The sequence below is a fragment of the Bacillus clarus genome (genome assembly GCF_000746925.1).
GTDB classification, from domain to species: Bacteria; Bacillota; Bacilli; order Bacillales; family Bacillaceae_G; genus Bacillus_A; species Bacillus_A clarus.
In genome coordinates this window covers 791,114-818,032 of the sequence record NZ_JMQC01000008.1, presented here as the reverse complement: position 1 = coordinate 818,032, position 26,919 = coordinate 791,114, and the positions used below count along the sequence as shown (strand labels likewise).

General features: G+C 37.6%; 27 protein-coding genes. 26 read left to right on the top strand and 1 reads right to left on the bottom strand.

Annotation, left to right across the window (positions count from 1 at the left end):
• Positions 1-3 precede the first annotated feature (3 nt).
• The 9 genes from fmt to spoVM all read left to right on the top strand — a co-directional run bounded on the left by fmt (position 4) and on the right by spoVM (position 8,857).
• Positions 4-948 carry a methionyl-tRNA formyltransferase gene (fmt, locus tag DJ93_RS04845; protein ID WP_042979443.1) on the top strand — a complete coding sequence of 315 codons (945 nt, stop codon included), beginning with the start codon at positions 4-6 and terminating at the stop codon, positions 946-948.
• On the top strand, positions 945-2,279 hold the full coding sequence (rsmB, locus tag DJ93_RS04840) for a 16S rRNA (cytosine(967)-C(5))-methyltransferase RsmB (protein WP_042979442.1): 1,335 nt from the start codon (positions 945-947) through the stop codon (positions 2,277-2,279). The genes fmt and rsmB overlap by 4 nt, the downstream gene beginning before the upstream one ends.
• Positions 2,280-2,283: 4 nt before the next feature.
• Entirely contained in the window at positions 2,284-3,372 is a 1,089-nt protein-coding gene (rlmN, locus tag DJ93_RS04835) for a dual-specificity RNA methyltransferase RlmN (protein WP_042979441.1), read from the top strand.
• Between the two features lie 4 nt (positions 3,373-3,376).
• Positions 3,377-4,129: a Stp1/IreP family PP2C-type Ser/Thr phosphatase gene (locus DJ93_RS04830; protein ID WP_042979440.1), complete on the top strand. Its 753-nt coding sequence runs from the start codon at positions 3,377-3,379 to the stop codon at positions 4,127-4,129.
• Positions 4,130-4,137: 8 nt separating this feature from the next.
• Positions 4,138-6,111: a Stk1 family PASTA domain-containing Ser/Thr kinase gene (gene pknB, locus DJ93_RS04825; RefSeq protein ID WP_042979439.1), complete on the top strand. Its 1,974-nt coding sequence runs from the start codon at positions 4,138-4,140 to the stop codon at positions 6,109-6,111.
• A 312-nt stretch (positions 6,112-6,423) separates the two neighbouring features.
• On the top strand, positions 6,424-7,305 hold the full coding sequence (gene rsgA / locus DJ93_RS04820; protein WP_042979438.1) for a ribosome small subunit-dependent GTPase A: 882 nt from the start codon (positions 6,424-6,426) through the stop codon (positions 7,303-7,305).
• Between the two features lie 2 nt (positions 7,306-7,307).
• Positions 7,308-7,952 (top strand): ribulose-phosphate 3-epimerase, encoded by a 645-nt coding sequence (gene rpe / locus DJ93_RS04815; protein WP_042979437.1) that lies wholly within the window; start codon positions 7,308-7,310, stop codon positions 7,950-7,952.
• A gap of 116 nt (positions 7,953-8,068) precedes the next feature.
• On the top strand, positions 8,069-8,710 hold the full coding sequence (locus DJ93_RS04810; protein ID WP_042979436.1) for a thiamine diphosphokinase: 642 nt from the start codon (positions 8,069-8,071) through the stop codon (positions 8,708-8,710).
• Between the two features lie 66 nt (positions 8,711-8,776).
• The gene (gene spoVM / locus DJ93_RS04805) at positions 8,777-8,857 is read left to right on the top strand and encodes a stage V sporulation protein SpoVM (RefSeq protein WP_001213600.1); all 81 of its coding nucleotides are present in this window, start codon (positions 8,777-8,779) and stop codon (positions 8,855-8,857) included.
• A 73-nt stretch (positions 8,858-8,930) separates the two neighbouring features.
• Here spoVM and rpmB read toward each other — a convergent pair whose 3' ends face one another.
• On the bottom strand, positions 8,931-9,119 hold the full coding sequence (rpmB, locus tag DJ93_RS04800) for a 50S ribosomal protein L28 (protein WP_000124776.1): 189 nt from the start codon (positions 9,117-9,119) through the stop codon (positions 8,931-8,933).
• A 376-nt stretch (positions 9,120-9,495) separates the two neighbouring features.
• On the opposite strand from rpmB, the gene DJ93_RS04795 reads away from it, so the two are divergent.
• The 17 genes from DJ93_RS04795 (at position 9,496) to trmD (ending at position 26,902) form a co-directional block, all read left to right on the top strand.
• Positions 9,496-9,858, top strand: coding sequence for an Asp23/Gls24 family envelope stress response protein (locus DJ93_RS04795; RefSeq protein WP_042979435.1), 363 nt, complete (start codon positions 9,496-9,498; stop codon positions 9,856-9,858).
• Between the two features lie 22 nt (positions 9,859-9,880).
• The gene (locus DJ93_RS04790) at positions 9,881-11,563 is read left to right on the top strand and encodes a DAK2 domain-containing protein (protein WP_042979434.1); all 1,683 of its coding nucleotides are present in this window, start codon (positions 9,881-9,883) and stop codon (positions 11,561-11,563) included.
• Between the two features lie 305 nt (positions 11,564-11,868).
• Positions 11,869-13,917 (top strand): ATP-dependent DNA helicase RecG, encoded by a 2,049-nt coding sequence (gene recG / locus DJ93_RS04785; RefSeq protein ID WP_042979433.1) that lies wholly within the window; start codon positions 11,869-11,871, stop codon positions 13,915-13,917.
• An 88-nt stretch (positions 13,918-14,005) separates the two neighbouring features.
• Complete coding sequence (gene fapR / locus DJ93_RS04780) at positions 14,006-14,599, top strand: transcription factor FapR (protein ID WP_042979432.1); 594 nt, start codon at positions 14,006-14,008, stop codon at positions 14,597-14,599.
• Entirely contained in the window at positions 14,596-15,588 is a 993-nt protein-coding gene (plsX, locus tag DJ93_RS04775) for a phosphate acyltransferase PlsX (protein ID WP_042979431.1), read from the top strand. Before fapR ends, plsX begins: the two co-directional genes overlap by 4 nt.
• A 14-nt stretch (positions 15,589-15,602) precedes the next feature.
• On the top strand, positions 15,603-16,553 hold the full coding sequence (gene fabD / locus DJ93_RS04770) for an ACP S-malonyltransferase (protein WP_042979430.1): 951 nt from the start codon (positions 15,603-15,605) through the stop codon (positions 16,551-16,553).
• Positions 16,547-17,287 (top strand): 3-oxoacyl-[acyl-carrier-protein] reductase, encoded by a 741-nt coding sequence (fabG, locus tag DJ93_RS04765; RefSeq protein ID WP_042979429.1) that lies wholly within the window; start codon positions 16,547-16,549, stop codon positions 17,285-17,287. The genes fabD and fabG overlap by 7 nt, the downstream gene beginning before the upstream one ends.
• Positions 17,288-17,356: 69 nt before the next feature.
• Positions 17,357-17,590, top strand: coding sequence for an acyl carrier protein (acpP, locus tag DJ93_RS04760; RefSeq protein WP_000786062.1), 234 nt, complete (start codon positions 17,357-17,359; stop codon positions 17,588-17,590).
• Between the two features lie 59 nt (positions 17,591-17,649).
• Positions 17,650-18,387 carry a ribonuclease III gene (rncS, locus tag DJ93_RS04755; protein ID WP_042979428.1) on the top strand — a complete coding sequence of 246 codons (738 nt, stop codon included), beginning with the start codon at positions 17,650-17,652 and terminating at the stop codon, positions 18,385-18,387.
• Between the two features lie 130 nt (positions 18,388-18,517).
• Positions 18,518-22,087, top strand: coding sequence for a chromosome segregation protein SMC (smc, locus tag DJ93_RS04750; RefSeq protein ID WP_042979427.1), 3,570 nt, complete (start codon positions 18,518-18,520; stop codon positions 22,085-22,087).
• 14 nt (positions 22,088-22,101) lie between these two features.
• Complete coding sequence (gene ftsY / locus DJ93_RS04745) at positions 22,102-23,091, top strand: signal recognition particle-docking protein FtsY (RefSeq protein WP_042979426.1); 990 nt, start codon at positions 22,102-22,104, stop codon at positions 23,089-23,091.
• A gap of 131 nt (positions 23,092-23,222) precedes the next feature.
• On the top strand, positions 23,223-23,555 hold the full coding sequence (locus DJ93_RS04740) for a putative DNA-binding protein (protein WP_042979425.1): 333 nt from the start codon (positions 23,223-23,225) through the stop codon (positions 23,553-23,555).
• A 12-nt stretch (positions 23,556-23,567) separates the two neighbouring features.
• Positions 23,568-24,917 carry a signal recognition particle protein gene (ffh, locus tag DJ93_RS04735; RefSeq protein ID WP_042979424.1) on the top strand — a complete coding sequence of 450 codons (1,350 nt, stop codon included), beginning with the start codon at positions 23,568-23,570 and terminating at the stop codon, positions 24,915-24,917.
• 101 nt (positions 24,918-25,018) lie between these two features.
• Positions 25,019-25,291 (top strand): 30S ribosomal protein S16, encoded by a 273-nt coding sequence (gene rpsP, locus DJ93_RS04730; RefSeq protein WP_000268750.1) that lies wholly within the window; start codon positions 25,019-25,021, stop codon positions 25,289-25,291.
• Positions 25,292-25,305: 14 nt separating this feature from the next.
• A complete protein-coding gene (locus DJ93_RS04725; protein WP_042979423.1) occupies positions 25,306-25,533 on the top strand; it encodes a KH domain-containing protein in 228 nt (75 codons plus the stop codon).
• A gap of 119 nt (positions 25,534-25,652) precedes the next feature.
• Positions 25,653-26,168: a ribosome maturation factor RimM gene (gene rimM / locus DJ93_RS04720; protein ID WP_033671426.1), complete on the top strand. Its 516-nt coding sequence runs from the start codon at positions 25,653-25,655 to the stop codon at positions 26,166-26,168.
• Positions 26,168-26,902 (top strand): tRNA (guanosine(37)-N1)-methyltransferase TrmD, encoded by a 735-nt coding sequence (gene trmD / locus DJ93_RS04715; RefSeq protein WP_042979420.1) that lies wholly within the window; start codon positions 26,168-26,170, stop codon positions 26,900-26,902. The genes rimM and trmD overlap by 1 nt, the downstream gene beginning before the upstream one ends.
• The last annotated feature ends 17 nt before the right edge of the window (positions 26,903-26,919 follow it).

Genomic DNA, 26,919 nt, shown 5'->3' with positions numbered 1-26,919 from the left:
TGAATGGTGAAAGTAGTATTTATGGGAACACCGGACTTTTCTGTACCGGTGCTTCGTCGTCTTATTGAGGATGGATATGATGTAATTGGTGTTGTAACGCAGCCAGATCGTCCAGTAGGCAGAAAAAAGGTTATGACGCCAACGCCTGTTAAAGTAGAGGCAGAAAAACATGGTATTCCAGTGTTACAACCGTTAAAAATTCGTGAAAAAGACGAATATGAAAAAGTATTAGCGTTAGAGCCAGATTTAATTGTAACAGCTGCATTTGGACAAATTGTACCGAATGAAATTTTAGAAGCACCAAAGTATGGATGTATTAATGTCCACGCTTCATTACTTCCAGAACTTCGCGGTGGTGCACCAATTCATTATGCGATTATGGAAGGAAAAGAAAAAACAGGCATTACAATTATGTATATGGTAGAAAAATTAGATGCTGGTGATATTTTAACGCAAGTAGAAGTGGAAATCGAGGAACGTGAAACGACGGGTTCACTATTTGATAAGTTAAGTGAAGCAGGAGCGCATCTTTTATCTAAAACAGTTCCTTTATTAATTCAAGGGAAATTAGAACCAATCAAACAAAATGAAGATGAAGTGACGTTTGCATATAATATAAAACGTGAGCAAGAGAAAATCGATTGGACAAAAACAGGTGAGGAAGTATACAATCACATTCGCGGATTAAATCCATGGCCAGTTGCTTATACAACTTTAGCGGGTCAAGTTGTTAAAGTATGGTGGGGAGAAAAGGTTCCAGTGGCGAAGCAAGCTGAGCCTGGTACAATTGTAGCACTTGAAGAAGATGGATTTGTTGTGGCTACAGGAAATGAAATAGGCGTTAAAATTACTGAATTGCAACCATCTGGTAAAAAACGCATGAGTTGTTCACAGTTTTTACGTGGAACAAAGCCTGAAATTGGTACGAAGTTAGGAGAAGACGCATGAGACAAAATGTTCGTGAGTTAGCTCTCGATGGTTTAATTCAAGTAGAGAAAAGTGGCGCTTATAGCAACTTACTTTTAAATAATTTAATTGAAAAAAGTACAATTGATAGAAAAGATATCGGCTTATTAACTGAAATTGTGTACGGAACGATTCAACGTCGTGATACACTTGATTATTATTTACAACCATTTTTAAGAAAAAAGGTTGAGGCATGGGTGAAAGTTTTACTTCGCCTATCTTTATATCAAATGCTATATTTGGATCGTGTTCCAGAAAGAGCCGCAATTCATGAAGCTGTTGAAATCGCAAAGCGTCGTGGTCATAAAGGGATTGCTGGTATGGTAAACGGCGTATTGCGTTCCATACAACGAGAAGGTATACCTTCTTTAGAAGAAATAGAAAATCCAGTAGAGCGTCTTGCGATTGCGACGAGTCACCCTGAGTGGCTTGTACAAGAGTGGGTGGCAGCGTATGGTTTAGAAACAGCACAAAAAATATGTGAAGTAAATATGATGCCACCAGTACCAACAGCGCGTGTAAATGTGGATAAAGTAACGGTAGAAGAAGCAATTGCGTTATTGGCAAATGAGGGTATAGAAGCGAAACGTGGCGATTTGTCAGATGATGCAATTCAAATTGAAAGAGGGAATGTAGCGCATACAGAAGCGTTTAAAAAAGGATTTCTTTCTATTCAAGATGAAAGCTCTATGCTTGTTGCACGTGCTTTAGAGCCGCATGAGGGAGATACAGTTCTTGATAGTTGTGCTGCTCCTGGCGGAAAAACAATGCACATCGCAGAGCGATTAAAGGGAACTGGTAAGGTAATGTCCCTTGATTTACATGCACATAAAGTGCGCTTAATTAGACAACAAGCGAATCGACTAGGTCTAGAAAATGTTGAAACAATGGCATTAGATGCTAGAAAAGTGCAAGAGCATTTCGCAAATGAAACGTTTGACAAAATATTAGTAGATGCACCATGTTCGGGCTTTGGTGTAATTAGACGTAAACCTGATATTAAGTTAGGTAAAGATAAGGGCGATAGTGAACGATTATCAACAATTCAACTTGCGATACTAGAAAAAATAGCACCATTATTAAAACAAGGTGGTCGCCTTGTTTATAGTACGTGCACAATTGAGAAAATAGAAAATGAACAAGTAATAGAGAAATTTTTACAAGAGCATCCTGAATTTGAGTGGGATACTACGATAAAAGAGCGTATGCCAGAAAAATTAAGTTCGTATATTGATGAAGGTCAAGTACAAATTTTACCGCATTATTTTGCGACGGATGGCTTTTATATTGCTTGTTTAAGAAAGAAGGTGTAGCATCATGGAAACGACTGTAAAAAAACAAAAGAAAAATGTAGAAACGAAAAAACCATCAATTTACTCTTTACAACTTCATGAAATGCAAGATTGGTTAAAGGAACAGGGAGAACCTAAATTCCGTGCTGGACAAATTTTTGATTGGTTGTATAAGAAACGTGTAAAAAATTATGAGGATATGTCAAACCTTTCTAAAGGATTGCGTGATAAATTGTCGAATTCCTTTGATATTACTACTTTAAATACATTAGTAAAACAAACGTCTTCAGATGGAACAATTAAATTCTTATTCCAGTTATATGATGGATACTCTATTGAAACGGTATTAATGCGACATGAATATGGAAACTCCATTTGTGTAACAACACAGGTTGGGTGTCGTATTGGCTGTACGTTCTGTGCTTCTACACTTGGTGGGCTAAAACGAAACCTAGAAGCCGGAGAGATTGTAGCGCAAGTAGTAGAAGTGCAACGTGCGCTTGATGAAACAGAAGAACGTGTAAGCTCTCTTGTTGTTATGGGAATCGGAGAACCATTTGATAACTACGATAATTTAATGGGATTTTTACGCATCATTAACCATGAAAAAGGACTTCATATTGGTGCGAGACATATGACGGTTTCGACGAGTGGAATTATCCCGAAAATTTATAAGTTCGCTGAAGAAGATTTACAAATTAATTTTGCGATTTCATTGCATGCTCCAAATTCAGAGTTACGTTCAAAATTAATGCCGATTAACCGTGCTTATAAGCTACCTGATTTAATGGAAGCTATTAAATACTATGTAAATAGAACAGGGCGTCGTATTACATTTGAATATGGATTATTTGGAGGAGAAAACGACCAAGTTGAGCACGCAGAAGAACTTGCTACGCTCTTAAAAGGTGTAAAATGTCATGTAAACTTAATTCCGGTAAACTATGTTCCAGAACGTGATTACGTACGAACGCCACGTGAGCAAATTTTCTTATTTGAAAAGACGCTTAAAGATCGTGGAGTGAATGTAACAATTCGCCGTGAACAAGGTCATGATATTGATGCTGCCTGCGGTCAGTTGCGTGCGAAGGAGCGCAAAGAAGAGACGAGGTGACGAGATGAAAGCCGTGTTTCTATCAGATAAAGGAAAAGTTCGTCAACATAATGAAGATAGTGCAGGAGTTTTTCACAATTTAGATGGAAATATTTTAGCGGTAGTAGCAGATGGAATGGGAGGTCATCGAGCTGGCGATGTAGCTAGCTCGATGGCCATTCAATTATTCCATGACTATTGGAAGCAAACGCATAATATGAATGAGCCTAAAAAGGTAGAAAAGTGGTTACATACTAACGTTGGAATTATTAATGAGCGCATATATGCTTACTCCAAGCAACATGTAGAATGCAATGGCATGGGAACGACGGTTATCGTAGCGATTTGTACACCAAGTTTTGTAACGATAGGTCATATAGGAGATAGTCGTTGTTATATGGTATCAGAGGGAGAGATATCGCTTGTAACGGAAGATCACTCACTTGTAAATGAACTTGTTAGGCACGGTGAAATTTCGAAAGAAGATGCAGAATATCACCCGAAAAAGAATGTGCTGTTAAGAGCATTAGGAACAGAAGAAAAAGTCGGACTAGATGTTAAAACATTGGTGCTCGAAGAAGACGATCAATTACTTCTTTGCTCTGATGGATTGTCTAACAAAGTTTCTATTACTGATATGCAACAAATTTTACAATTAAATGAACAGCTCGAGGCGAAGGGAGAGCGTCTCATTCAATTAGCAAATGATCGTGGTGGAGAGGATAATATCACCCTCGTTCTTATTGATTATGCGGATTCGACAAACGAAAGTAGGTGAAGTGCAACGTGCTGATTGGAAAACGCTTAAATGACCGTTATAAACTGCTGAAAATGATTGGCGGTGGAGGAATGGCCAATGTATATTTAGCTCATGATGATATACTCGGCCGAGATGTAGCGGTAAAAATATTAAGACTCGACTATTCAAATAACGAAGAGTTTATTAAACGTTTCCATCGAGAAGCGCAGTCTGTTACAACGTTGTCGCATCCAAATATTGTGAATATGTATGATGTTGGGGAAGAGGATGGTATATATTATCTTGTAATGGAATATGTACCTGGACGAACATTGAAGCAATACATAATTGATCGAGGGATGTTACCGATAGGAGAAGCTCTTGATATAATGGAGCAGTTAACGTCCGCCATGGCACACGCCCATCATTTTGAGATTGTGCATCGAGATATTAAACCGCACAATATTTTGATTCGAGATGATGGAGTGATCAAAGTAACAGATTTTGGAATTGCGACAGCTACAAGTGCAACAACGATTACACATACAAATTCGGTGCTCGGTTCTGTGCATTATTTATCACCAGAACAAGCGCGCGGCGGTATAGCGAATAAACAATCAGATATTTATTCACTTGGGATTGTTATGTTTGAGTTATTAACGGGAAGACAACCGTTTTCTGGTGAATCTGCTGTTGCAATTGCTTTAAAACATTTACAAAATGAAATACCATCTCCAAAAAGATGGAATGAAAATATTCCACAAAGTGTTGAGAATATTATTTTAAAGGCGACTGCGAAAGATCCGTTCCATCGATATCAATCTGCTAATGCAATGAAGAGAGATATTGAAACGGCGTTATATCCAGAACGAATTAATGAACAACCATTTTACATACCAGAAGATATGGAAGCGACGAAAGCGATTCCGATTATTCAACAGGAACAATTGTTTCAAAATGTAAGCGATGAAACAATTGTATTAAATGGTGGTAAAGTGGATGGACAAGTAAAAAAAGCAGAAGTGGAACCAAAAAAGAAGAAAAAACGGAGTAACAAATGGTTGAAAGTTTTAATTACGACATTTTTACTTTTAGCGATTGGTATAACGTTAGCGCTTACTGTCATTCCAGGATTCTTTATCCCGAAAGATGTAAAAATCCCTGATGTGTCTGGTATGAAGTATACGACAGCGGTTAATACATTAGTTGAGAAGGGATTTGAAGTTACTGAGCCTAACATTGTGTATACAGATGATGTTGAAGCGGGAAAAGTAATCAAAACTAACCCAATGGCAGGAAGAGTAGTAAAGGAAAATTCTAAAATTACTATCTATCAATCAGGCGGGAAAAAGAAGAGTAAGATGAGTAATTTAACCGGGAAAGATTTTGATAGTTTGAAGGCTGAATTAGAAGAGAAATATAAGAATGTTACTGTAAACTATATTGAAAATGAGAAGCCAAAAGGTGAAATTGTAGAGCAAATACCGGCAGCAGATCAAATGATTGTAGAAGCAGAACAAGAAGTGAAAGTTTGGGTAAGTAAAGGTCCTTATCAAATTCGCCCTGGTGATTTTTCTGGGTGGACAGAGAATAGCGTGAATAGTTATTTAAATGAAAGAAAGCTCACTCCTAATATAAAAAGGGAATACTCTGATGTAGTGGACAAAGGTCTTGTGATTTCACAATCGCCAAAACCAGGAACACCGTTAAAAGAAGGAGATACAGTAACGATTACTATTTCAGATGGGCCAAAGCCGAAAGTAACAAAAATAGTAAAAGTTGATAATATTTCTATTCCATATGAAGCACCTGTAATAGGTGAGAAAAAACCACAAACAATTGAAATCTATAAAGAAGACATGCAACAAAAAATGGATAAACCAATTGAAACTCGAACAATTACAGAGTCAGCTACTATATCTTTAGAATTTGTGATTCAAGAAGGAACAAAAGGACATTATAAAATTGTTCGGGATGGAATGACAATTATTGATAAAGAAGTACCATATCCAGCTCAGTAATAGTGAATTCCATCCTCTTTATATGGAGATGGGCTTCGTTACTCTTGCCTGTTATGCTGTTTACAGAGTGGACGGTATAACAGGCAAGAATTTATGATTCGGGACAGAAAAAGCCATAAAAGTGATGCGAACATAAATAAAGTTTTGAACGTAATGGTAGATTAAATATATAAACCGATTATGTATGAGAGTATGTATTCGATGAGTTTAGGAAATGGCCTGTCTACAAAAAGTTCAGTTTGTTTCATTTATAATGAGTAAGAATTCATTATTTATTACAGCATCACTTTATATAAAATAAAGGAGAATTATATGGCAGAAGGAAAAATTGTAAAAGCTCTAAGTGGGTTTTATTATGTGCAGCATGAAGAAGGGATTACACAATGTCGCGGGCGTGGTGTATTTAGAAAGAATAAAATTACGCCACTTGTAGGAGATCAAGTTGTTTTTCAAGCGGATAATCCGAATGAAGGTTATGTGTTAGAAGTATTTGATCGAAAAAATGAACTTGTTAGGCCTCCTATTGCTAATGTTGATCAAGCTATTCTTGTTTTCTCTGCGGTAGAACCAGATTTTAATCCAGGGCTGTTAGATCGATTTTTAGTATTGATTGAATATCATAACATTAAACCAATTATTTGTATTAGTAAGATGGATTTAGTAGATGAGAAAACACGAGAAAAAGTGGAATCTTATGCAAATGATTATCGTGAAATGGGTTATGATGTGCTGTTTACTTCTATAAATACATCGGAAAGTATTGATATTTTGAAACCATTTTTAGAAGGTTGTGTTTCTGTCGTTGCAGGCCAATCTGGTGTTGGAAAATCTTCAATGTTAAACGTATTACGTCCAGATTTAGAATTGAAAACAAATGATATTTCTTCGCATTTAGGACGTGGAAAGCATACGACAAGACATGTAGAATTAATTGCAGTTGGAAGCGGTCTTGTTGCGGATACACCTGGTTTTAGTTCGCTTGATTTCATAGATATAGAGGTAGAAGATCTTACATATTGTTTTCCGGAGTTGAAAGAAGCGAGCCAATACTGTAAATTTAGAGGGTGTACACATCTTTCTGAACCGAAATGTGCGGTGAAAGCTGCAGTCGAAGAAGGGAAGATTACCGAATATCGCTATAAGAGCTACAAACAATTCGTAGAAGAAATTAGAGAGAGAAAGCCGAGGTATTAGTCATGATTAAAATTGCACCATCGATTTTATCAGCAGATTTTTCGAAATTAGGGGAAGAGATTAAAGATGTAGAAAAAGGTGGAGCTGATTATATTCACGTCGATGTAATGGACGGACATTTCGTACCAAATATTACGATCGGACCATTAATTGTAGAAGCTATCCGTCCAATTACATCATTACCGTTAGACGTACATTTAATGATTGAAAATCCTGATAACTATATCCCGACTTTCGCAAAAGCGGGAGCAGATATTATTACTGTTCATGTAGAAGCTTGTCCACATTTACATCGTACAATTCAGTTAATTAAATCTCATGGTATTAAAGCTGGAGTTGTATTAAATCCGCACACTCCTGTTTCTGTAATTGAACATGTATTAGAAGATATAGATATGGTATTACTTATGACAGTAAACCCTGGATTTGGTGGACAGAAGTTTATTCATTCTGTATTACCGAAAATCAAACAAGTTGCAGAAATGGTGAAAGAGCGAAACCTGCAAGTAGAAATTGAAGTTGATGGTGGTGTAAATGCTGAAACTGCCCGACTTTGTGTGGAAGCAGGAGCAAATGTTCTTGTGGCAGGATCAGCAGTATACAATCAAAAAGACCGCGGTGAAGCAATTCGTGTAATTCGCGGATAAAGAATAAGCAAATTTATATTCTAATTGATTTATTTCGTACCTGTTAGAACGGAAAGCGACAAAAAGGCAATCTACCGACTGGCAGATTGCCTTTTTCAATAGAAGGGAAAGAGAAGATGATTATTCATATTTTAGCTGGAGGACCTGCTGAATATTGTGCTGATTTCTCTCGATATGAAAATGAAGACGTAGTATGGGCTGCGGTTGATCGTGGTGTGTATCGCTTATTGCAAAGAGGCATGACTCCGGCAGTTGCATTTGGTGATTACGACTCTGTTACAGATGAAGAATTAGCATGGATGCAAAAACAAACAAATGAATTACATATTGTCCCGCGTGAAAAAGACCAGACAGATTTAGAGATTGCGATTAGTTGGGCATTGGAACAAAAGCCAGAACTAATTCGCATTTTTGGTGCTACTGGTGGAAGACTTGATCATGGTTTAGCAAATATACAGATGCTTCTAAAAGGGCTAGAAGTACATACAGAGATGTGTATTGTTGATAATAAAAATGAAATAACAGTGAGAGAAGAAGGGACATATATAATTGAAGAAAATAAAAATTTTCCATATGTATCATTTGTACCGGTTACCGAAATTGTAAACGGCATTACACTTCGAGGTTTTAAATATCCTCTTACTGAAAAAACAATAGAGTGGGGATCAACACTTTGTATAAGTAATGAACTCATTGCGGAAAAAGGTACTTTTTCATTTACTTCCGGCATATTAATGGTGATAAGAAGCACTGATTGAAGAAACAATTTTGCTCCGTGCATCATATAGTGAACAAGTGGAGTAATGGGGATTAGGAGGGAAACCATGAGATTTTATACAATTAAGTTACCTAAATTTCTTGGTGGAATTGTTCGTGCAGTGTTAAATACCTTCAAAAAGGACTAAAAAAAGCACCTATTACCGGTGCTTTTTCCATTGGTATAGTAAAAAAAGAGCCTAGCGGCTCTTTTTTTTATTATTAAACACGTTCGATTTTGCCAGATTTTAATGCTCTAGCAGAAACGTAAACACGTTGAACTTTACCGTCGATGCGTACGCGAACTTTTTGAAGGTTAGCGCCCCATTTACGTTTTGTAGCGTTCATTGCGTGAGAACGAGAGTTACCAGAACGAGCTTTTCTTCCAGTAATAGCACAAACACGAGCCATTTATATTTCCCTCCCTTGATACCTTACCATACGTAATTTTTCAATGTTAGTCTTTTATGCGATGCTAAAAACACTACTATAATTTAACACAACTAAAAAGAGAATGCAACACCGTAGAAAAAAGAAATCAAGAAAAATTACTTGACACTATATGCCAAAGACGAAAAGTAGAAATCAAGAAAAATTACTTGACATATTATAGTGGTACATGTTGTATAATAACAATGGACTATTTTGCTCATCATAAAAAAGTGTAATAATAAGCATAAAATATGAGAGTGAAAAGAAAGAACGATGGAATTTTCTTTGAAAAAATTATATGATAGTAACTAAAGTAGTCTAGCTCACTTTCACCATTTATGAAGGGGGAAACGAGATGTCAATTGAAATTAAAACGAAGTACGGTCAAATTGATATTAGTACAGATGTAATTGCAACAATTGCTGGAGGTGCCGCAGTAGATTGCTACGGTATCGTTGGTATGGCATCAAAAAATCAGTTAAAAGATGGATTAACAGATATTTTACGAAAAGAAAACTTCACTAGAGGTGTTATTGTTCGTAAAGAGGAAGATGAAGTACATATTGATATGTATATTATTGTGAGCTATGGTACGAAAATTTCAGAGGTAGCACATAACGTTCAAACAAAAGTGAAATATACATTAGATCAAACTGTAGGACTAGCAGTAGATTCTGTAAACATCTACGTACAAGGAGTTAAAGTAATAAACTTGTAATGTGCATTAAGGAGGAAAATCTGTGTCAATTCAAAAAATTGATGGAAAACGTTTATCACAAATGATTATTCAAGGAGCGAATAATTTAACAAATAATGTTCAGCTTGTTGATGCATTAAACGTTTTTCCAGTTCCAGATGGCGATACCGGTACAAACATGAATTTATCAATGACTTCAGGCGCGCGTGAAGTGAAAGCAAACCCTTCACAGCATGCTGGTAAAGTCGGCGTAAGTTTAGCAAAAGGATTATTAATGGGAGCTCGTGGTAACTCGGGAGTTATTTTATCTCAGTTATTCCGTGGTTTCTCAAAATCTATTGAACAAAAAGAAGAGTTAACAACTGTTGATTTTGCTGCAGCTTTAGAAGCTGGTGTAGAAACAGCATATAAAGCAGTTATGAAACCGATTGAAGGAACGATTTTAACGGTTGCTAGAGAAACGGGTAAATATGCAGTTACAGTTGCGAAAAAACAGCGCGACTTTGTTTTATTTATGGAAGACGTTGTGAAAGAAGCGAATGCATCGTTAAATCGTACGCCAGATTTATTACCTGTATTAAAACAAGTTGGCGTTGTAGATAGCGGTGGTAAAGGTCTTGTTGTTGTATACGAAGGCTTTTTAGCTGATTTAAAAGGAGAAACAATTTCTTCTGAGGTACCTGTACAACCATCTATGAATGAAATGGTACGTGCAGAGCATCACCGTAGTGTACAAAGCCAATTGAGTACAGAAGACATTAAATATGGATATTGTACGGAATTTATGGTGAAATTAGAGCCTGAAAAAATGAAGGAACATAATTTCTCTGAACAAAAATTCCGTGAAGATATTAGTGTGTACGGAGATTCATTACTTGTCGTATCGGACGATGAGGTTGTAAAAGTTCATATTCATGCGGAACACCCTGGAGATCCTATGAATTATGGTCAACGTTACGGCAGTCTAATTAAGATTAAAGTAGAAAATATGCGTGAACAGCATACTGCTCTATTAGATGAACCAGCGCCAACATTGGTGCCTGAAAAGGTGAGTCAGCCAAAAGAGAAACAACCATATGGTATTGTCACTGTAGCGATGGGATCTGGTATTAAAAACTTATTTGAGAGTATCGGTGCAACGCAGGTTATCGAAGGTGGTCAAACGATGAATCCAAGTACGGAGGATATCGTAAAGGCGATTGAAGAGGCAAATGCTGAAAAAATCATTATTTTACCGAATAACGGAAATATAGTGATGGCAGCAGAGCAAGCGGCATCGGTTGTAGATCAAGATGTTGTTGTTGTACGTTCAAAAACTGTTCCTCAAGGTATGGCTGCAATGTTAGCATTTAATCCAGCTGGCACGTTAGAAGAAAACGAAGAGAACATGAAAGAAGCTTTATCACATGTGAAAACAGGTCAAATTACGTATGCAGTTCGTGATACAGAAATTGATGGTGTAGCAATTCAAAAAGATGATTTCATGTGTATTGCAGATGGAAAAATTGTATCTACAAACGCTGAAAAAGTAGGTGCAGCGAAGCAATTGCTAGAAACGATGATTGATGAAGATTCTGAAATCGTAACAATCCTACAAGGTGAAGATGCAACGGATGAAGAGGTTGCTGAGTTAGTTGCATTTGTAGAAGAGCAATTTGAAGATGCTGAAGTAGAAGTGCATCAAGGTAACCAGCCTGTATATTCTTTCATCTTCTCTGTGGAATAAGAAAGAACTCTTTATATTAAGGATTTGACTACTTGCTAATGAGCAAGAGCTAGTGATGTGTATAGTACCTCTAGTTCTTATTCAAAAGGCTAGCATATTAATGATGGAAAAGAGCCTTGCTTCTATAGTGAGGCTCTTTTCTTACGTATTTCTATCATAGACTATGTATACGAAGGGTTAGAGTAGTTTCCTTTAGAATGCCTATGATAGAATATATAAGGTAGAAGAGCTCGATTGCAGGTGAAGTATTAGCATGTAACCTATAAAGTGAAATAAAGAAAATAATGTGACGGAGCGTGAAAATTTTGAATGAAGTTGTACAAGTTCCTGTTACGGATGTAAAGGGAATCGGAGAAGAAACATCTGAGTTATTACATGAGATGGGAATTTATACAGTTTCTCATCTACTAGAACATTTTCCGTACCGTTATGAAGATTATGCGATGAAAGACTTGGCGGAAGTAAAGCATGACGAGCGTGTGACAGTTGAAGGGAAAGTGCATAGTGCACCTTTATTGCAATATTATGGGAAGAAAAAATCACGCCTTACTGTTCGTGTCCTTGTTGGTCGTTATTTAATTACAGCTGTATGTTTTAATAGACCATATTATAAACAGAAGTTAAAGCTAGATGAAACGGTAACGATTACTGGTAAATGGGATCAACATCGCCAAACGATTGCTGTATCTGAGCTTCACTTTGGACCAGTTGTATGCCAGCAAGAGGTAGAGCCTGTATATTCGGTCAAGGGAAAATTGACGGTAAAACAAATGCGTCGTTTTATTGCGCAAGCATTGAAAGAGTATGGGGATTCTATCGTTGAAGTGTTACCAGATGGATTGCTAAGTCGTTATAAATTATTACCGCGCTATGATGCGCTTAGAGCATTACATTTCCCGGTCGGTCAAGAGGATTTAAAACAGGCACGTCGTCGGTTTGTATATGAAGAGTTTTTCTTATTCCAACTTAAAATGCAAGCACTTCGAAAAATGGAACGAGAAAGTTCAATGGGAACGAAAAAAGAAATTTCGATGGAGGAATTACAAGAGTTTACCGATGCCCTTCCATTCCCACTTACTAGTGCACAAAACCGAGTTGTTAATGAAATCATGAAAGATATGGAATCTCCGTATAGAATGAATCGATTATTACAAGGGGATGTAGGATCAGGAAAGACTGTTGTGGCCGCAATCGCTCTTTATGCAGCTAAGTTAGCATGTTATCAAGGGGCTTTGATGGTGCCTACAGAAATTTTAGCTGAGCAACACTATCAGTCACTTGCTGAGACGTTTTCTCATTTTAATATGAAGATCGAGTTGCTAACGAGTTCTGTAAAAGGAGCGAGACGTCGTGAAATTTTGGCGAAGCTTGAACAAGGAGAGGTAGATATTCTTGTTGGGACGCATGCTTTAATTCAAGATGAAGTTATTTTTCATAGGCTTGGGCTCGTTATTACTGATGAACAGCATCGATTTGGTGTTGCGCAACGTCGTGTCTTACGGGAGAAAGGTGAAAGTCCCGATGTACTATTTATGACAGCGACTCCAATCCCACGAACGCTAGCAATTACTGCATTTGGAGAGATGGATGTTTCAATTATTGATGAGATGCCAGCGGGCCGGAAAGTTATTGAAACGTATTGGGCAAAACACGATATGCTAGATCGCGTTCTTGGCTTTGTTGAAAAAGAAGTGAAAAAAGGAAGACAAGCTTATGTTATTTGTCCTCTTATTGAAGAGTCTGAGAAACTAGATGTGCAAAATGCTATCGATTTACATAGTATGTTGATGCATCATTATCAAGGGAAATTCCAAGTTGGATTGATGCATGGAAGGTTATCTTCTCAAGAAAAAGAAGAGGTTATGGGGCAATTTAGTGAAAATGAAGTACAAATTCTTGTTTCGACAACAGTAGTTGAGGTAGGTGTGAACGTACCGAATGCGACTGTTATGGTTATTTATGATGCGGAGCGATTTGGCTTATCTCAGCTTCATCAGTTGCGAGGACGTGTTGGGCGTGGGAGTGAACAATCGTATTGTTTATTAATCGCAGATCCAAAATCGGAAACTGGAAAAGAGCGTATGCGAATTATGACCGAAACGAATGATGGATTTGTATTATCAGAAAAAGATTTAGAGTTACGAGGTCCTGGGGATTTCTTTGGAAGTAAGCAAAGTGGTCTGCCAGAGTTTAAGGTGGCTGACATGGTACATGATTATAGGGCATTGGAAACAGCTAGACAAGATGCGGCGATATTAGTTGATTCAGAAGCATTTTGGCATAATGATCAGTATGCTGCGTTGCGTATTTATCTTGAGGGAACAGGTGTATTCCAAGGAGAAAAGCTCGATTAAAAGTAGGGTGTGAAAATTTTTGTTGCATTCTACTTTTAATAATTATATACTACTGTTAGTACCTAGTCATAAAAATGGATGGTGCGGTATGAAAAAAAGAAGAAGTAAAAAAGAAAGACAAGAATTATTACAACAAACAATAGAAACGAATCCTTTTATAACAGATGAAGATTTAGCAGAACAATTTCAAGTGAGTATACAGACTGTTCGCCTCGATCGTATGGAGTTATCTATTCCTGAATTAAGGGAGCGAATTAAACATGTAGCTACGAAACAACATGAAGAAGATGTGAAATCTTTACCGTTAGAAGAAGTTGTCGGAGAAATTATCGATATAGAATTAGATAGACATGCAATCTCTATTTTTGAAGTGAAGATAGAGCATGTATTTAAAAGAAATCAAATTGCCCGTGGGCATCATTTGTTTGCTCAAGCAAACTCACTAGCTGTTGCAGTTATTGATGAAGAATTGGCTTTAACTGCAAAGTCTATCATTCGATATATTCGCCCTGTAAAATTAGGAGAACGTGTTGTCGCGAAAGCACGTGTTGAAGATGTGGAGAATGATAAAGGACGGACGGTTGTCAAAGTGCGTAGTTTTGTTGGAGAAGAACTTGTTTTTACAGGCACTTTTGAAATGTATCGATCTAGTAATTATAGTGAGGAAGGTAACAACTTATGAAAATCGCAATAGATGCAATGGGCGGCGACCATGCTCCGAAGGCTGTAGTATTAGGAGCAGAGAAAGCTATTAAGGAATATTCGGATGTACATATTACGTTAGTAGGAAAAGAAGAAGAAATTCGTCAGTATTTAACAAGTGAAGAACGAATTACAATCCTTCATACAGATGAGAAGATTGAAGCGACAGACGAGCCAGTAAGAGCGGTTCGTCGGAAAAAGCAAGCTTCAATGGTACTTGCAGCACAGCAAGTAAAAGATGGAGTAGCAGATGCTTGTATATCGGCAGGTAGTACAGGAGCTTTAATGGCGGCTGGATTGTTTGTTGTAGGCCGAATGGAAGGGATTGAGCGACCGGCTTTATCGCCTACAATGCCAACGGTTGATGGAGAAGGTTTTGTAATGTTAGATGTTGGAGCAAATGTCGATGCAAAACCAGTTCATTTATATCAATATGCGGTAATGGGTTCTGTTTACGCTGAAAAGGTAAGAGGTATTAAAAATCCGCGTGTTGGACTTTTAAATGTTGGAACAGAGGATGGTAAAGGGAACGAGCTTTCCAAGCAAGTATTTACAATGTTAAAAGATGCACCAATTAATTTTGTTGGGAACGTTGAATCAAGAGATTTATTGCAAGGAGTAGCAGATGTTGTTGTGTGCGATGGTTTTACGGGGAATGTAGCGTTGAAATCATTAGAAGGAACAGCCCTTGCGTTATTCTCTATGTTAAAAGAACAATTGATGAGTTCGTTTACAAGTAAATTAGCAGCAGCGGTATTAAAACCGAAGCTTATGGTATTAAAAGATAAAATGGATTATTCGGAGTATGGCGGAGCGGCCTTATTTGGATTAAAGGCTCCTGTCATTAAGGCTCACGGTTCTTCTAATGATCAATCGATATTTAGTGCGATTCGTCAAACGAGAGAAATGGTAGCGAAGGAAGTAATTCCTACAATTTCAAATGTAATGGAGAAAGAGCCGCTTCAATAAGAGGAGGATTTGAAATGGGAAAACTAGCATTTCTTTTTCCGGGCCAAGGTTCACAGGCAGTTGGAATGGGTAAACAGTTAGCGGATAATAATAAAGAGGTTGCAAAAGTGTTCCAAAAGGCGGATGAAGTTTTACAGGAAGCTTTTTCAGAAGTGATTTTTGAAGGGCCACAAGAAAAACTAACATTAACGACAAACGCGCAACCTGCATTATTAACAACGAGTTTTGCGATTTTAACAGCTTTAAAAGAATACGATATAACGCCTGATTATGTGGCAGGACATAGTTTAGGTGAGTATAGCGCTCTTGTTGCAGCTGGAGCATTGACGTTTGAAGATGCTGTATATGCTGTGCGAAAACGTGGAGAATATATGGAAGAAGCTGTTCCTAGCGGGGACGGTGCGATGGCAGCTATTTTAGGTGCGGATCCTGATATGTTGAAACAAGTTACGGAAGAGGTAACGAGTGAAGGTTACGCGGTGCAAATTGCCAACATGAATAGTACGAAGCAAATTGTTATTTCTGGAACGAAACAAGGAGTGGAACTTGCTTCTCAAAAAGCAAAAGAAAATGGTGCTAAAAGAGCGATTCCACTTCGAGTGAGTGGACCGTTCCATTCATCACTTATGAAACCAGCTGCTGAGAAATTCCAAAGTGTTTTAAATGAAATTACGATTCAAGATACAAATATTCCGGTTATTGCAAACGTGACGGCAGACGTTATAACACGCGGCGCAGATATTCAAGAAAAGTTAATTGAACAGCTTTATTCGCCTGTTTTATGGTACCCATCTATTGAATGTATGGTGAACCAAGGGGTAGATACATTTATTGAGATCGGACCTGGAAAAGTGCTTGCTGGTCTTATGAAGTCAATTGATCCTTCTGTAAAAGTGTATGCGATATATGATGAAGAGACGTTGAAAGATACCATTTCAAGTTTGAGAGGAGAAAGCGGATGTTAAAAGGGAAAGTAGCACTAGTAACAGGTGCATCACGTGGGATTGGTCGTGCGATTGCTATCGATTTAGCGAAGCAAGGCGCGAATGTTGTAGTGAATTATGCTGGTAATGAACAGAAGGCAAATGAAGTCGTTGATGAAATCAAAAAACTTGGCTCAGATGCAATTGCGGTAAGAGCGGATGTTGCAAATGCTGATGATGTTACAAATATGGTCAAGCAAACTGTAGATACATTTGGGCAAGTTGATATTCTTGTAAATAATGCAGGTGTGACAAAAGATAATTTATTAATGCGTATGAAAGAAGAAGAATGGGATACAGTTATTAATACAAACTTAAAAGGTGTTTTCTTATGTACGAAGGCAGTATCTCGTTATATGATGCGTCAACGTCATGGCCGTATTATTAATATCGCTTCTGTTGTTGGTGTTACAGGGAATCCAGGCCAAGCAAACTATGTTGCGGCTAAAGCTGGTGTGATTGGATTAACGAAAACGTCAGCAAAAGAGTTGGCTAGCCGAAATATTACAGTAAATGCGATTGCTCCAGGGTTTATTGCTACTGATATGACAGATGTACTAGATGAAAATATAAAAGAAGAAATGTTAAAATTAATTCCTGCTACTAAGTTTGGCGAAGCGCAAGATATTGCAAATGCTGTAACATTTTTTGCTACTGATCAAAGCAAATATATTACAGGACAAACATTAAATGTTGATGGCGGAATGGTAATGTAATAAAAGAATCGATTTTACCTAGTTTTTTTGGTCAATATTTAATATAATATTTGAGGGGAGGTGAATGGAATGGCAGATGTTTTAGAGCGTGTAACAAAAATCATCGTTGATCGTTTAGGAGTAGAAGAAACTGAAGTAGTACCAGCTGCAAGCTTTAAAGAAGATTTAGGCGCAGACTCCCTAGATGTAGTAGAACTTGTAATGCAATTAGAAGATGAATTCGAAATGGAAATTTCTGATGAAGATGCTGAAAAGATTGCTACTGTTGGCGATGCTGTGACTTACATAGAGAGTCATCTATAATGTTTGAGTGAAGTCCCGTTTTTTAGCGGGGCTTTCTCGGCTTATATCTGGAGGGACCTATGCCGTACCGAAAACATAGAGAAAAAAAATACGAAACAAAATATCGTGAAGCTTTTAAAGTATTTCAACAAAAAATAGGTATTACGTTTGCAGATGAAAAATTATTGATTCAAGCATTTACGCATTCATCGTATGTGAATGAGCATCGAAAAAAGCCGCATGAAGATAACGAACGTCTTGAATTTCTTGGAGACGCTGTATTGGAACTCACTGTGTCACAGTATCTGTTTCAAAAATATCCGACAATGAGCGAAGGGGAATTAACAAAGTTGCGTGCAGCTGTTGTATGTGAACCATCTCTTGTACGTTTTGCGAATGAATTGTCATTTGGCAGCCTTGTTTTACTAGGAAAAGGTGAAGAGATGACAGGTGGACGTGAACGACCAGCTTTATTAGCGGATGTCTTTGAAGCGTTTATTGGTGCCCTTTATCTTGATCAAGGATTAGATATAGTTTGGGGATTCTTAAAGGGAATTGTATATCCGAAAATTAATGAAGGTGCTTTTTCTCATGTGATGGATTATAAGAGTCAACTACAAGAGTTGATTCAGCGTGATGGTAGTGGCAATATTGAGTATCAAATTTTACAAGAAAAAGGGCCTGCCCACAATCGAGAGTTTGTGTCACGTGTTACATTAAATGGCGTGCCTTTAGGTCTTGGAAGTGGAAAGTCGAAAAAAGAAGCGGAGCAGCAAGCGGCTGCAGAAGCATTGAAGAAATTAAAAGAACAATCATAAGGAATCCCCCTTTTAATGAGGGGGATTCCTTATGCATAGGACGATAAAAAAGAAAAGTATAAATCCGTACGGTGGCCTTTTTTCTTACAGAAAATAGCCTTAACAACGGAGAATAGGGGGAAGGCCTTTCGTGTTTTTAAAAAGATTAGAAATAGCAGGGTTTAAATCTTTTGCTGAGCGTATATCTGTCGATTTTGTTCCGGGTGTAACCTCTGTAGTTGGTCCTAATGGTAGCGGAAAGAGTAATATTACTGACGCAATCCGTTGGGTACTTGGAGAACAATCAGCCAAATCATTACGCGGTGCAAAGATGGAAGATATTATTTTTGCTGGAAGTGATACGCGAAAAGCGGTTAATGTCGCTGAGGTAACAATAACTTTAAATAATGAAGACCAACGTTTGCCGATTGAATATAATGAGGTGTGTGTAACGCGCCGCGTTTCTCGTTCAGGAGATAGTGACTTCTTTATTAATAAACAATCTTGTAGATTGAAGGATATTATTGATTTGTTCATGGACTCTGGCATGGGTCGAGAAGCCTTTTCAATTATTAGCCAAGGGAAAGTTGAAGAAATTTTAAGTAGTAAATCAGAAGAACGTCGCAGTGTATTCGAAGAAGCGGCGGGTGTATTAAAATATAAACTTCGCAAAAAGAAAGCGGAAGCGAAATTAGCAGAGACACAAGAGAACTTAAATCGTGTTCAAGATATTATTCATGAATTGAGTAATCAAGTAGAACCTCTTGAGAGACAAGCCTCTATTGCGAAAGACTACCTTGAGAAAAAAGAAGAGCTAGAGAAAGTTGAAGCAGCTCTTATCGTGCATGAAATTGAAGAATTACATGAAAAATGGGAAACGCTTCGCAATCGATTTGGACATAATAAAGATGAAGAAGCGAAAATATCGACATATTTACAAAAAAGTGAAGCGGAGCTTGAAGAATTACGTGGACAATTGCAAGCGATTGATGAATCTGTAGATTCCTTGCAAGAGGTTCTTCTTCTTTCTAGTAAAGAGTTAGAGAAACTAGAAGGACAACGTGAATTGTTAAAGGAAAGAAAACAAAATGCGACGACGCACTGTGCGCAGCTTGAAAAGTTAATCGTTGAATTGACAGAGAAAGCTAAAAGTTATGATGGTGAAATTGAAATAAGCACAGAAGGGCTAATGGAATTTGCAAATCAAGTAAAAGAGTTGGAACAGAAGTTACATGAAAATGAAAAACTTCTTGCAACCTATGCAGAAAACTTAGAAGAGCAAATTGAACATTTAAAAGGTGATTATATTGAGCTTTTAAATCAACAAGCAAGTCATCGTAACGAATTATCTATGCTCGAAGAACAGTTTAAACAGCAAAACTCTAAAAACCGACGCCTGGATGAAGAGAATGAAAAATATGTACAAATGCGTATGCAAATTGCAGCTAAAAAAACAAAACTTGTAGAGAGTTATGAACAAGTGACAGAGAAAGTTGCAAGCATTATTACTGATATACAAAAGACCGAAGTGGCGCTTGGGAAATGTAAATCGCAGTATAGTGAAAATGAAACGAAATTGTACCAAGCATATCAGTTTGTACAACAGGCGCGTTCTCGAAAAGAAATGTTAGAAGAGATGCAAGAAGATTATTCTGGTTTTTATCAAGGGGTACGTGAAGTATTAAAGGCTCGTGAAAATAGACTACAAGGTATCGAGGGAGCTGTCGCTGAACTTCTGACTGTACCGAAAGAATACGAAATTGCGATGGAAATTGCTCTTGGTGCAGCGATGCAACATATTGTTGTACAAACTGAAGAGAATGCTCGTAATGCAATTTCCTTCTTAAAACAAAATAAACATGGTCGTGCAACGTTCCTCCCACAAGCAGTTATTAAAGGAAGAGCGTTATCGTTTGACCAATTACGTATTGTGAATCAGCATCCATCGTTTATTGGTGTAGCAGCGGAATTAGTGCAGTACAATAACAAATACGAAAACGTTGTTTCGAATTTATTAGGCACAGTTGTTGTTGCGAAGGACTTACGAGGTGCAAATGAGTTGGCGAAACAATTACAATATCGTTATCGTATCGTAACGGTCGAAGGGGATGTTGTAAATCCTGGTGGCTCTATGACTGGTGGAGCTGTAAAACAAGCGAAGTCTTCTTTATTAGGGCGTCAGCGTGAACTAGAAGAGTGGATGAAGAAGCTTGCCGAAATGGAAGAGAAAACATCTAAATTAGAAAACTTTGTTAAAGCGGTGAAGCAAGAGATTCAAGAAAAAGAAGTGAAAGTAAGAGAATTACGTCAGAGCGTAGAAACAGAACGTGTGGACGAACAGAAATTAAAAGAAGAAATTAATCGCTTAGAGTTAGAAGAGCATCGTATTAATGATCGTTTATCTATCTATGATTTAGAAATAGAAGGATTTTTACAAGACCAAGTGAAAATGCAAGGACGTAAAGAAGAGTTAGAAGAGATTTTAACAAATCTTCAAAAAGAAATTGCAGAATTAGATGGTAAAATTATAACTTTAACGCAACAAAAAAGTAAACAACATTCTTCAAAAGAAAAAGTGCAGAAAGAGATGACTGAGTTAAAAGTACAAGCGGCAGAAAAACAACAACGTTTGTCTAATCAGAAAGAGAAAGTAGAGCGCTTAACGAAAGAAAAGGATGAGACGGAAGGAACGCTTGTAAAAACGAAAGAAGATTTAGCGTTCTTAAAACAAGAAATGACGTCCAATTCAAGTGGAGAAGAGCAAATTACGAATATGATTGAGAAGAAAGCTTACGATCGAAATCAGACTTCGGAATTAATTCATTCTCGTCGGGAGCAACGTGTAACGCTGCAAGAGAGAGTAGAGCATCTAGAACGTGAAGTAAAAGAGATGAAAGGTAAGTATAAATACATTCTTGAGATGTTAAAGGATCAAGAAGTAAAAATAAACCGTCTTGACGTGGAGTTAGAAAATAGATTGCAACATTTACGTGAAACATATACTATTTCATTTGAAGCGGCAAAATTGAAATATACTATGATGATGCCTGCGGAAGATGCGCGTAAAAAAGTGAAATTAATTAAATTATCTATCGAGGAGCTAGGTACGGTAAACTTAGGGGCAATCGATGAGTATGAACGTGTAGCAGAACGCCATACATTCCTGTTAGGGCAACGAGATGACTTGGAAGAAGCGAAAGCGACACTACATCAAGTTATAATGGAAATGGATGAAGAGATGAAAAAACGCTTTTCTACTACGTTCGAAGCAATTCGTTCGGAGTTCCAATATGTGTTCTCTGAATTGTTTGGAGGCGGAAGAGCAGATTTAGTAATGACGAATCCGCAAGATCTCTTAAATACAGGTATCGATATTGTAGCGCAACCACCAGGGAAAAAACTACAAAACTTAGGTTTACTTTCAGGAGGCGAACGTGCTTTAACGGCGATTGCATTGCTGTTTGGTATTTTAAAAGTACGCCCTGTTCCATTCTGTGTATTAGATGAGGTTGAAGCTGCACTTGATGAGGCGAATGTTGCTCGCTTTGCACAATATTTGAAGAAGTTCAGTGATGAGACGCAGTTTATTGTGATTACGCACAGAAAAGGCACAATGGAAGAGTCTGATGTACTATATGGTGTAACGATGCAAGAATCAGGTGTGTCTAAGCTCGTTTCTGTTCGTTTAGATGATGGAGAAGAACTTGTTGAAAGTGTATAGGAAGGATGGGAAAAATGAGCTTCTTTAAAAAATTAAAAGAAAAGATTTCGAAACAAACTGATACGGTAACAGAGAAATTTAAAAATGGATTAGAAAAAACACGAAATTCATTTGCAGATAAAGTAAATGATTTAGTGTATCGCTATCGTAAAGTGGATGAAGATTTCTTTGAAGAATTAGAAGAAATTTTAATCGGTGCAGATGTCGGGGTTGCAACAGTAATGGAACTGATTGATCAACTGAAAGAAGAGGTACAGCGTCGTAATATTCAAGATCCAAGAGAAGTACAAGCTGTCATCTCAGAGAAATTAGTAGGAATCTACAAAGGTGATCAAGAATTTAGTAATGAAATTAATATGCAACAGGACCAGTTGACAGTTATTTTATTTGTGGGTGTTAACGGTGTAGGGAAAACGACAACAATTGGTAAGATGGCTCACAAGTTTAAAACAGAGGGTAAGTCTGTTCTGTTAGCGGCGGGGGATACGTTCCGTGCTGGGGCAATCGAACAGCTAGAAGTATGGGGCGAACGCGTTGGTGTGGAAGTAATTAAACAAGGTTCGGGTTCTGATCCAGCGGCGGTTATGTATGATGCAGTCCAGGCTGCTAAAGCTCGCAAAGTTGATGTTTTACTATGTGATACAGCAGGGCGTTTACAAAATAAAGTGAACTTAATGAAAGAGTTAGAAAAAGTAAAGCGTGTTATTGAACGCGAGGTGCCGGGAGCTCCTCATGAAGTATTACTTGTTATCGATGCAACAACAGGACAAAATGGATTGAGTCAAGCGAAAACATTCCGTGAAGCAACGGATGTTTCGGGGATTGTTTTAACTAAGTTAGATGGAACTGCAAAAGGCGGTATTGTATTGGCGATCCGCAATGAAATGGATGTGCCAGTGAAATTTGTAGGTCTTGGAGAGCAAATGGACGACTTACAGCAATTTGATCCAGAACAATACGTTTACGGTTTATTTGCAAACTTAGTAGAAAAAGAAGAAGCATAAAGGAAAGAAGCGGTTTTCCGCTTCTTTTTTGTAAAAAATATATGATGTTAAGAAAAAAACTTGACACTCTTTTGTACTCCGTGTAAACTAATTCATGTAAAGGGAAATCACTTAACAAAGGATGATCCAACATGCTCGAAAAAACAACGAGAATGAATTATTTGTTTGATTTTTATCAATCGTTGTTAACGCAAAAACAAAGAAGTTATATGTCGCTTTATTATTTAGATGATTTATCTCTTGGTGAAATTGCGGAAGAATTTGATGTAAGTCGCCAAGCCGTGTATGATAACATTAAACGGACTGAAGCGATGCTTGAAGAATATGAAGAAAAATTAGTATTACTTCAAAAGTTTCAAGAGCGACAGCGACTTGTTGCAAGGCTAAAACAGCTAATCAGCGAAGAAGAGCATGTGAATGAAGAAATGAAACAAGTTGTTGAAGCTATCGAAAAATTAGATTAGGAGGGCGGCAATATGGCATTTGAAGGATTAGCCGACCGACTTCAACAGACGATGCAAAAAATCCGCGGCAAAGGAAAAGTTTCTGAAGCCGATGTAAAAGAAATGATGAGAGAAGTTCGTCTAGCTCTTTTAGAAGCGGATGTTAACTTTAAGGTAGTAAAAGATTTTGTAAAGCGTGTGTCTGAGCGTGCTGTCGGACAAGATGTAATGAAAAGTTTGACACCTGGGCAACAAGTAATTAAAGTTGTACAGGAAGAACTTACAGAACTTATGGGTGGAGAGCAAAGCAAAATTGCTGTTGCTAATAAGCCACCAACTGTTATTATGATGGTTGGTTTGCAAGGTGCAGGTAAAACAACGACAACAGGTAAACTTGCGAATTTGCTTCGTAAAAAGCATAATCGTAAACCGATGCTTGTTGCAGCCGATATTTACCGTCCTGCAGCGATTAAACAGCTTGAAACATTAGGGAAGCAATTGGACATGCCTGTTTTCTCATTAGGAGATCAAGTAAGTCCTGTTGAAATTGCGAAACAAGCGATTGCAAAAGCAAAAGAAGATCATCACGATTATGTTTTAATCGATACAGCGGGTCGCCTGCATATCGATGAAGAACTAATGGATGAATTAGCGAAAGTGAAAGAAGTTGCGAAACCGGATGAAATCTTCCTTGTTGTCGATGCGATGACAGGACAAGATGCGGTGAATGTTGCACAAAGTTTCCATGAACAGTTAGGATTAACGGGTGTTGTATTAACGAAATTAGACGGTGATACGCGCGGTGGTGCGGCATTATCGATTAAAGCAGTAACAAACACACCGATTAAATTTGCTGGTATGGGTGAAAAGCTAGATGCGATTGAAGCGTTCCATCCAGAACGCATGGCATCCCGTATTTTAGGAATGGGTGACGTTTTAACATTAATTGAAAAAGCGCAAGCTACAGTTGATGAGGAAAAAGCAAAAGAACTTGAGCAAAAAATGCGTACGCTTTCGTTTACGCTTGACGATTTCCTAGAACAACTCGGACAAGTGCGTCAACTTGGACCACTTGATGAATTGTTAGGAATGCTTCCTGGTGCAAATAAAATTAAAGGGCTAAAAAATGCACAAGTTGATGAAAAACAAATTGGGCATATTGAGGCAATTATTCGTTCTATGACTAAAGTAGAGCGAGAACAACCGGAAATTATCAATGCTAGTCGTAAAAAACGCATTGCCAAAGGTAGCGGTACAACGGTACAAGAAATCAATCGTCTAATCAAGCAATTTGATGATATGAAAAAAATGATGAAGACGATGACGGGAATGCAAAAAGGTAAGAAAAAAGGACTAGGTGGATTGAAGTTTCCATTTATGTAAGGAAAAAAAGATGGCTCTGTTAAGAAAAAATACTTTACAAAGCAATAGTCTTTTTGCTAATATAATTATCTGTGTGAAATAAATTCGGAGGTGCTTTATAAATGGCAGTTAAAATTCGTTTAAAACGTATGGGAGCTAAAAAAACTCCTTTCTATCGTGTAGTTGTTGCAGATTCTCGTTCTCCTCGTGACGGACGTTTCATTGAGGAAATCGGTACTTACAATCCGGTTGCTCAACCAGCTGAAGTGAAAATCAACGAAGAAGCAGCATTAAAATGGTTAGGAAATGGTGCTAAACCATCTGATACAGTTCGTAATCTTTTCTCTAACCAAGGTATCATGGAGAAATTCCACTTATCTAAACAAGGTAAGTAATTGAGGCAATGACAATGAACAAGTTAATCGAAACAATTGTCAAACCTCTTGTAGATTATCCTGAAGATGTAAAAGTTGCACAGGAACTTTGCAACGGAGAGATAAAGTATCGATTGACTGTGCATCCTGAGGATGTTGGAAAAGTCATTGGAAAGCAGGGGCGAGTTGCGAAAGCAATTCGGATGCTCTTGTATTCAGTGGGACATCACAATGATGAGAAGGTCACACTGGAAATTCAATAAATGTTAAAAGGGCGAGGATTTTTCCTCTCCCTTTTTTAACATTTTTAAAGAAATTGCATGTTCCATATATGGAATGGAGATGCTTAATTTATATAGAAAACAGGGGGGACATGCTGTTTATGACAAAATGGTTTAACGTAGGTAAAATTGTAAATACTCATGGTGTTAGAGGGGAAATTCGAGTTATTTCTCGTACCGATTTTCCTGAAGAACGATATAAAGTAGGGAATACATTATACATATGGCATGATAAAGGGACAGAACCACTTTCGGTAAAGGTCGCTTCTCATCGCCAACACAAAACATTTGATCTATTAACATTTGAAGGATATAACAATGTAGATGAAGTAGAGAAGCTAAAAGGTTCTTCAATAAAAGTACCAGAAGAGCAGTTAGGTGAACTTGCTGAAGGTGAGTACTATTACCATGAAATTATAGGCTGTAAAGTTGTAACAGAAGATGGAGAGGATTTAGGCACGATAAAAGAGATTCTATCTCCTGGTGCGAATGATGTTTGGGTGATCAAGCGCCCGAAAGGTCAAGATCTTTTAATTCCTTACATTGATGATGTTGTACTTCAAGTTAACATCGAAAATAAATTAGTAACCATTCATGTAATGGAAGGGCTGCTATAATGAAAATTGACATTTTAACATTATTTCCAGATATGTTTACTGGTGTGTTCGGATCCTCGATTTTAAAAAAAGCACAAGAAAAAGAAGCGGTGAAACTCCGTGTTGTAAATTTTCGTGATTATACAACAAGTAAGCATAACAGTGTAGATGATTATCCGTACGGTGGGGGCGCAGGGATGGTATTAACCCCGCAGCCTATCTTTGATGCGGTGGAAGAGTTAACGAAGGGAACTGACCGTAAACCAAGGGTTGTCTTAATGTGTCCACAAGGAGAAAGATTCACTCAGAAAAAAGCAGAGGAACTAGCACAAGAAGAACATTTAATTTTTGTGTGTGGTCACTATGAAGGGTATGATGAGCGAATTCGTGAGCACCTTGTAACAGACGAGATTTCTATCGGTGATTACGTATTAACGGGCGGAGAATTAGCCTCTATGGTTGTTACCGATAGTGTTGTACGCCTTTTGCCAGGAGTACTTGGAAATCAAGCTTCTCAGGTGGAAGATTCTTTTAGCACTGGTTTGTTAGAACATCCGCACTATACACGTCCAGCTGATTTCCGTGGCATGAAGGTACCGGATGTACTTACGTCAGGGAATCATAAAAATATTGATGAATGGCGTCATAAAGAATCCCTGCGCCGTACGTATACACGTCGACCAGATTTACTTGAAGAACGTCAATTATCAAAGCAAGAAGAAAAATGGCTTGAACAAATTAAAAAAGAGCAATAAGAACTTCATATATTTTC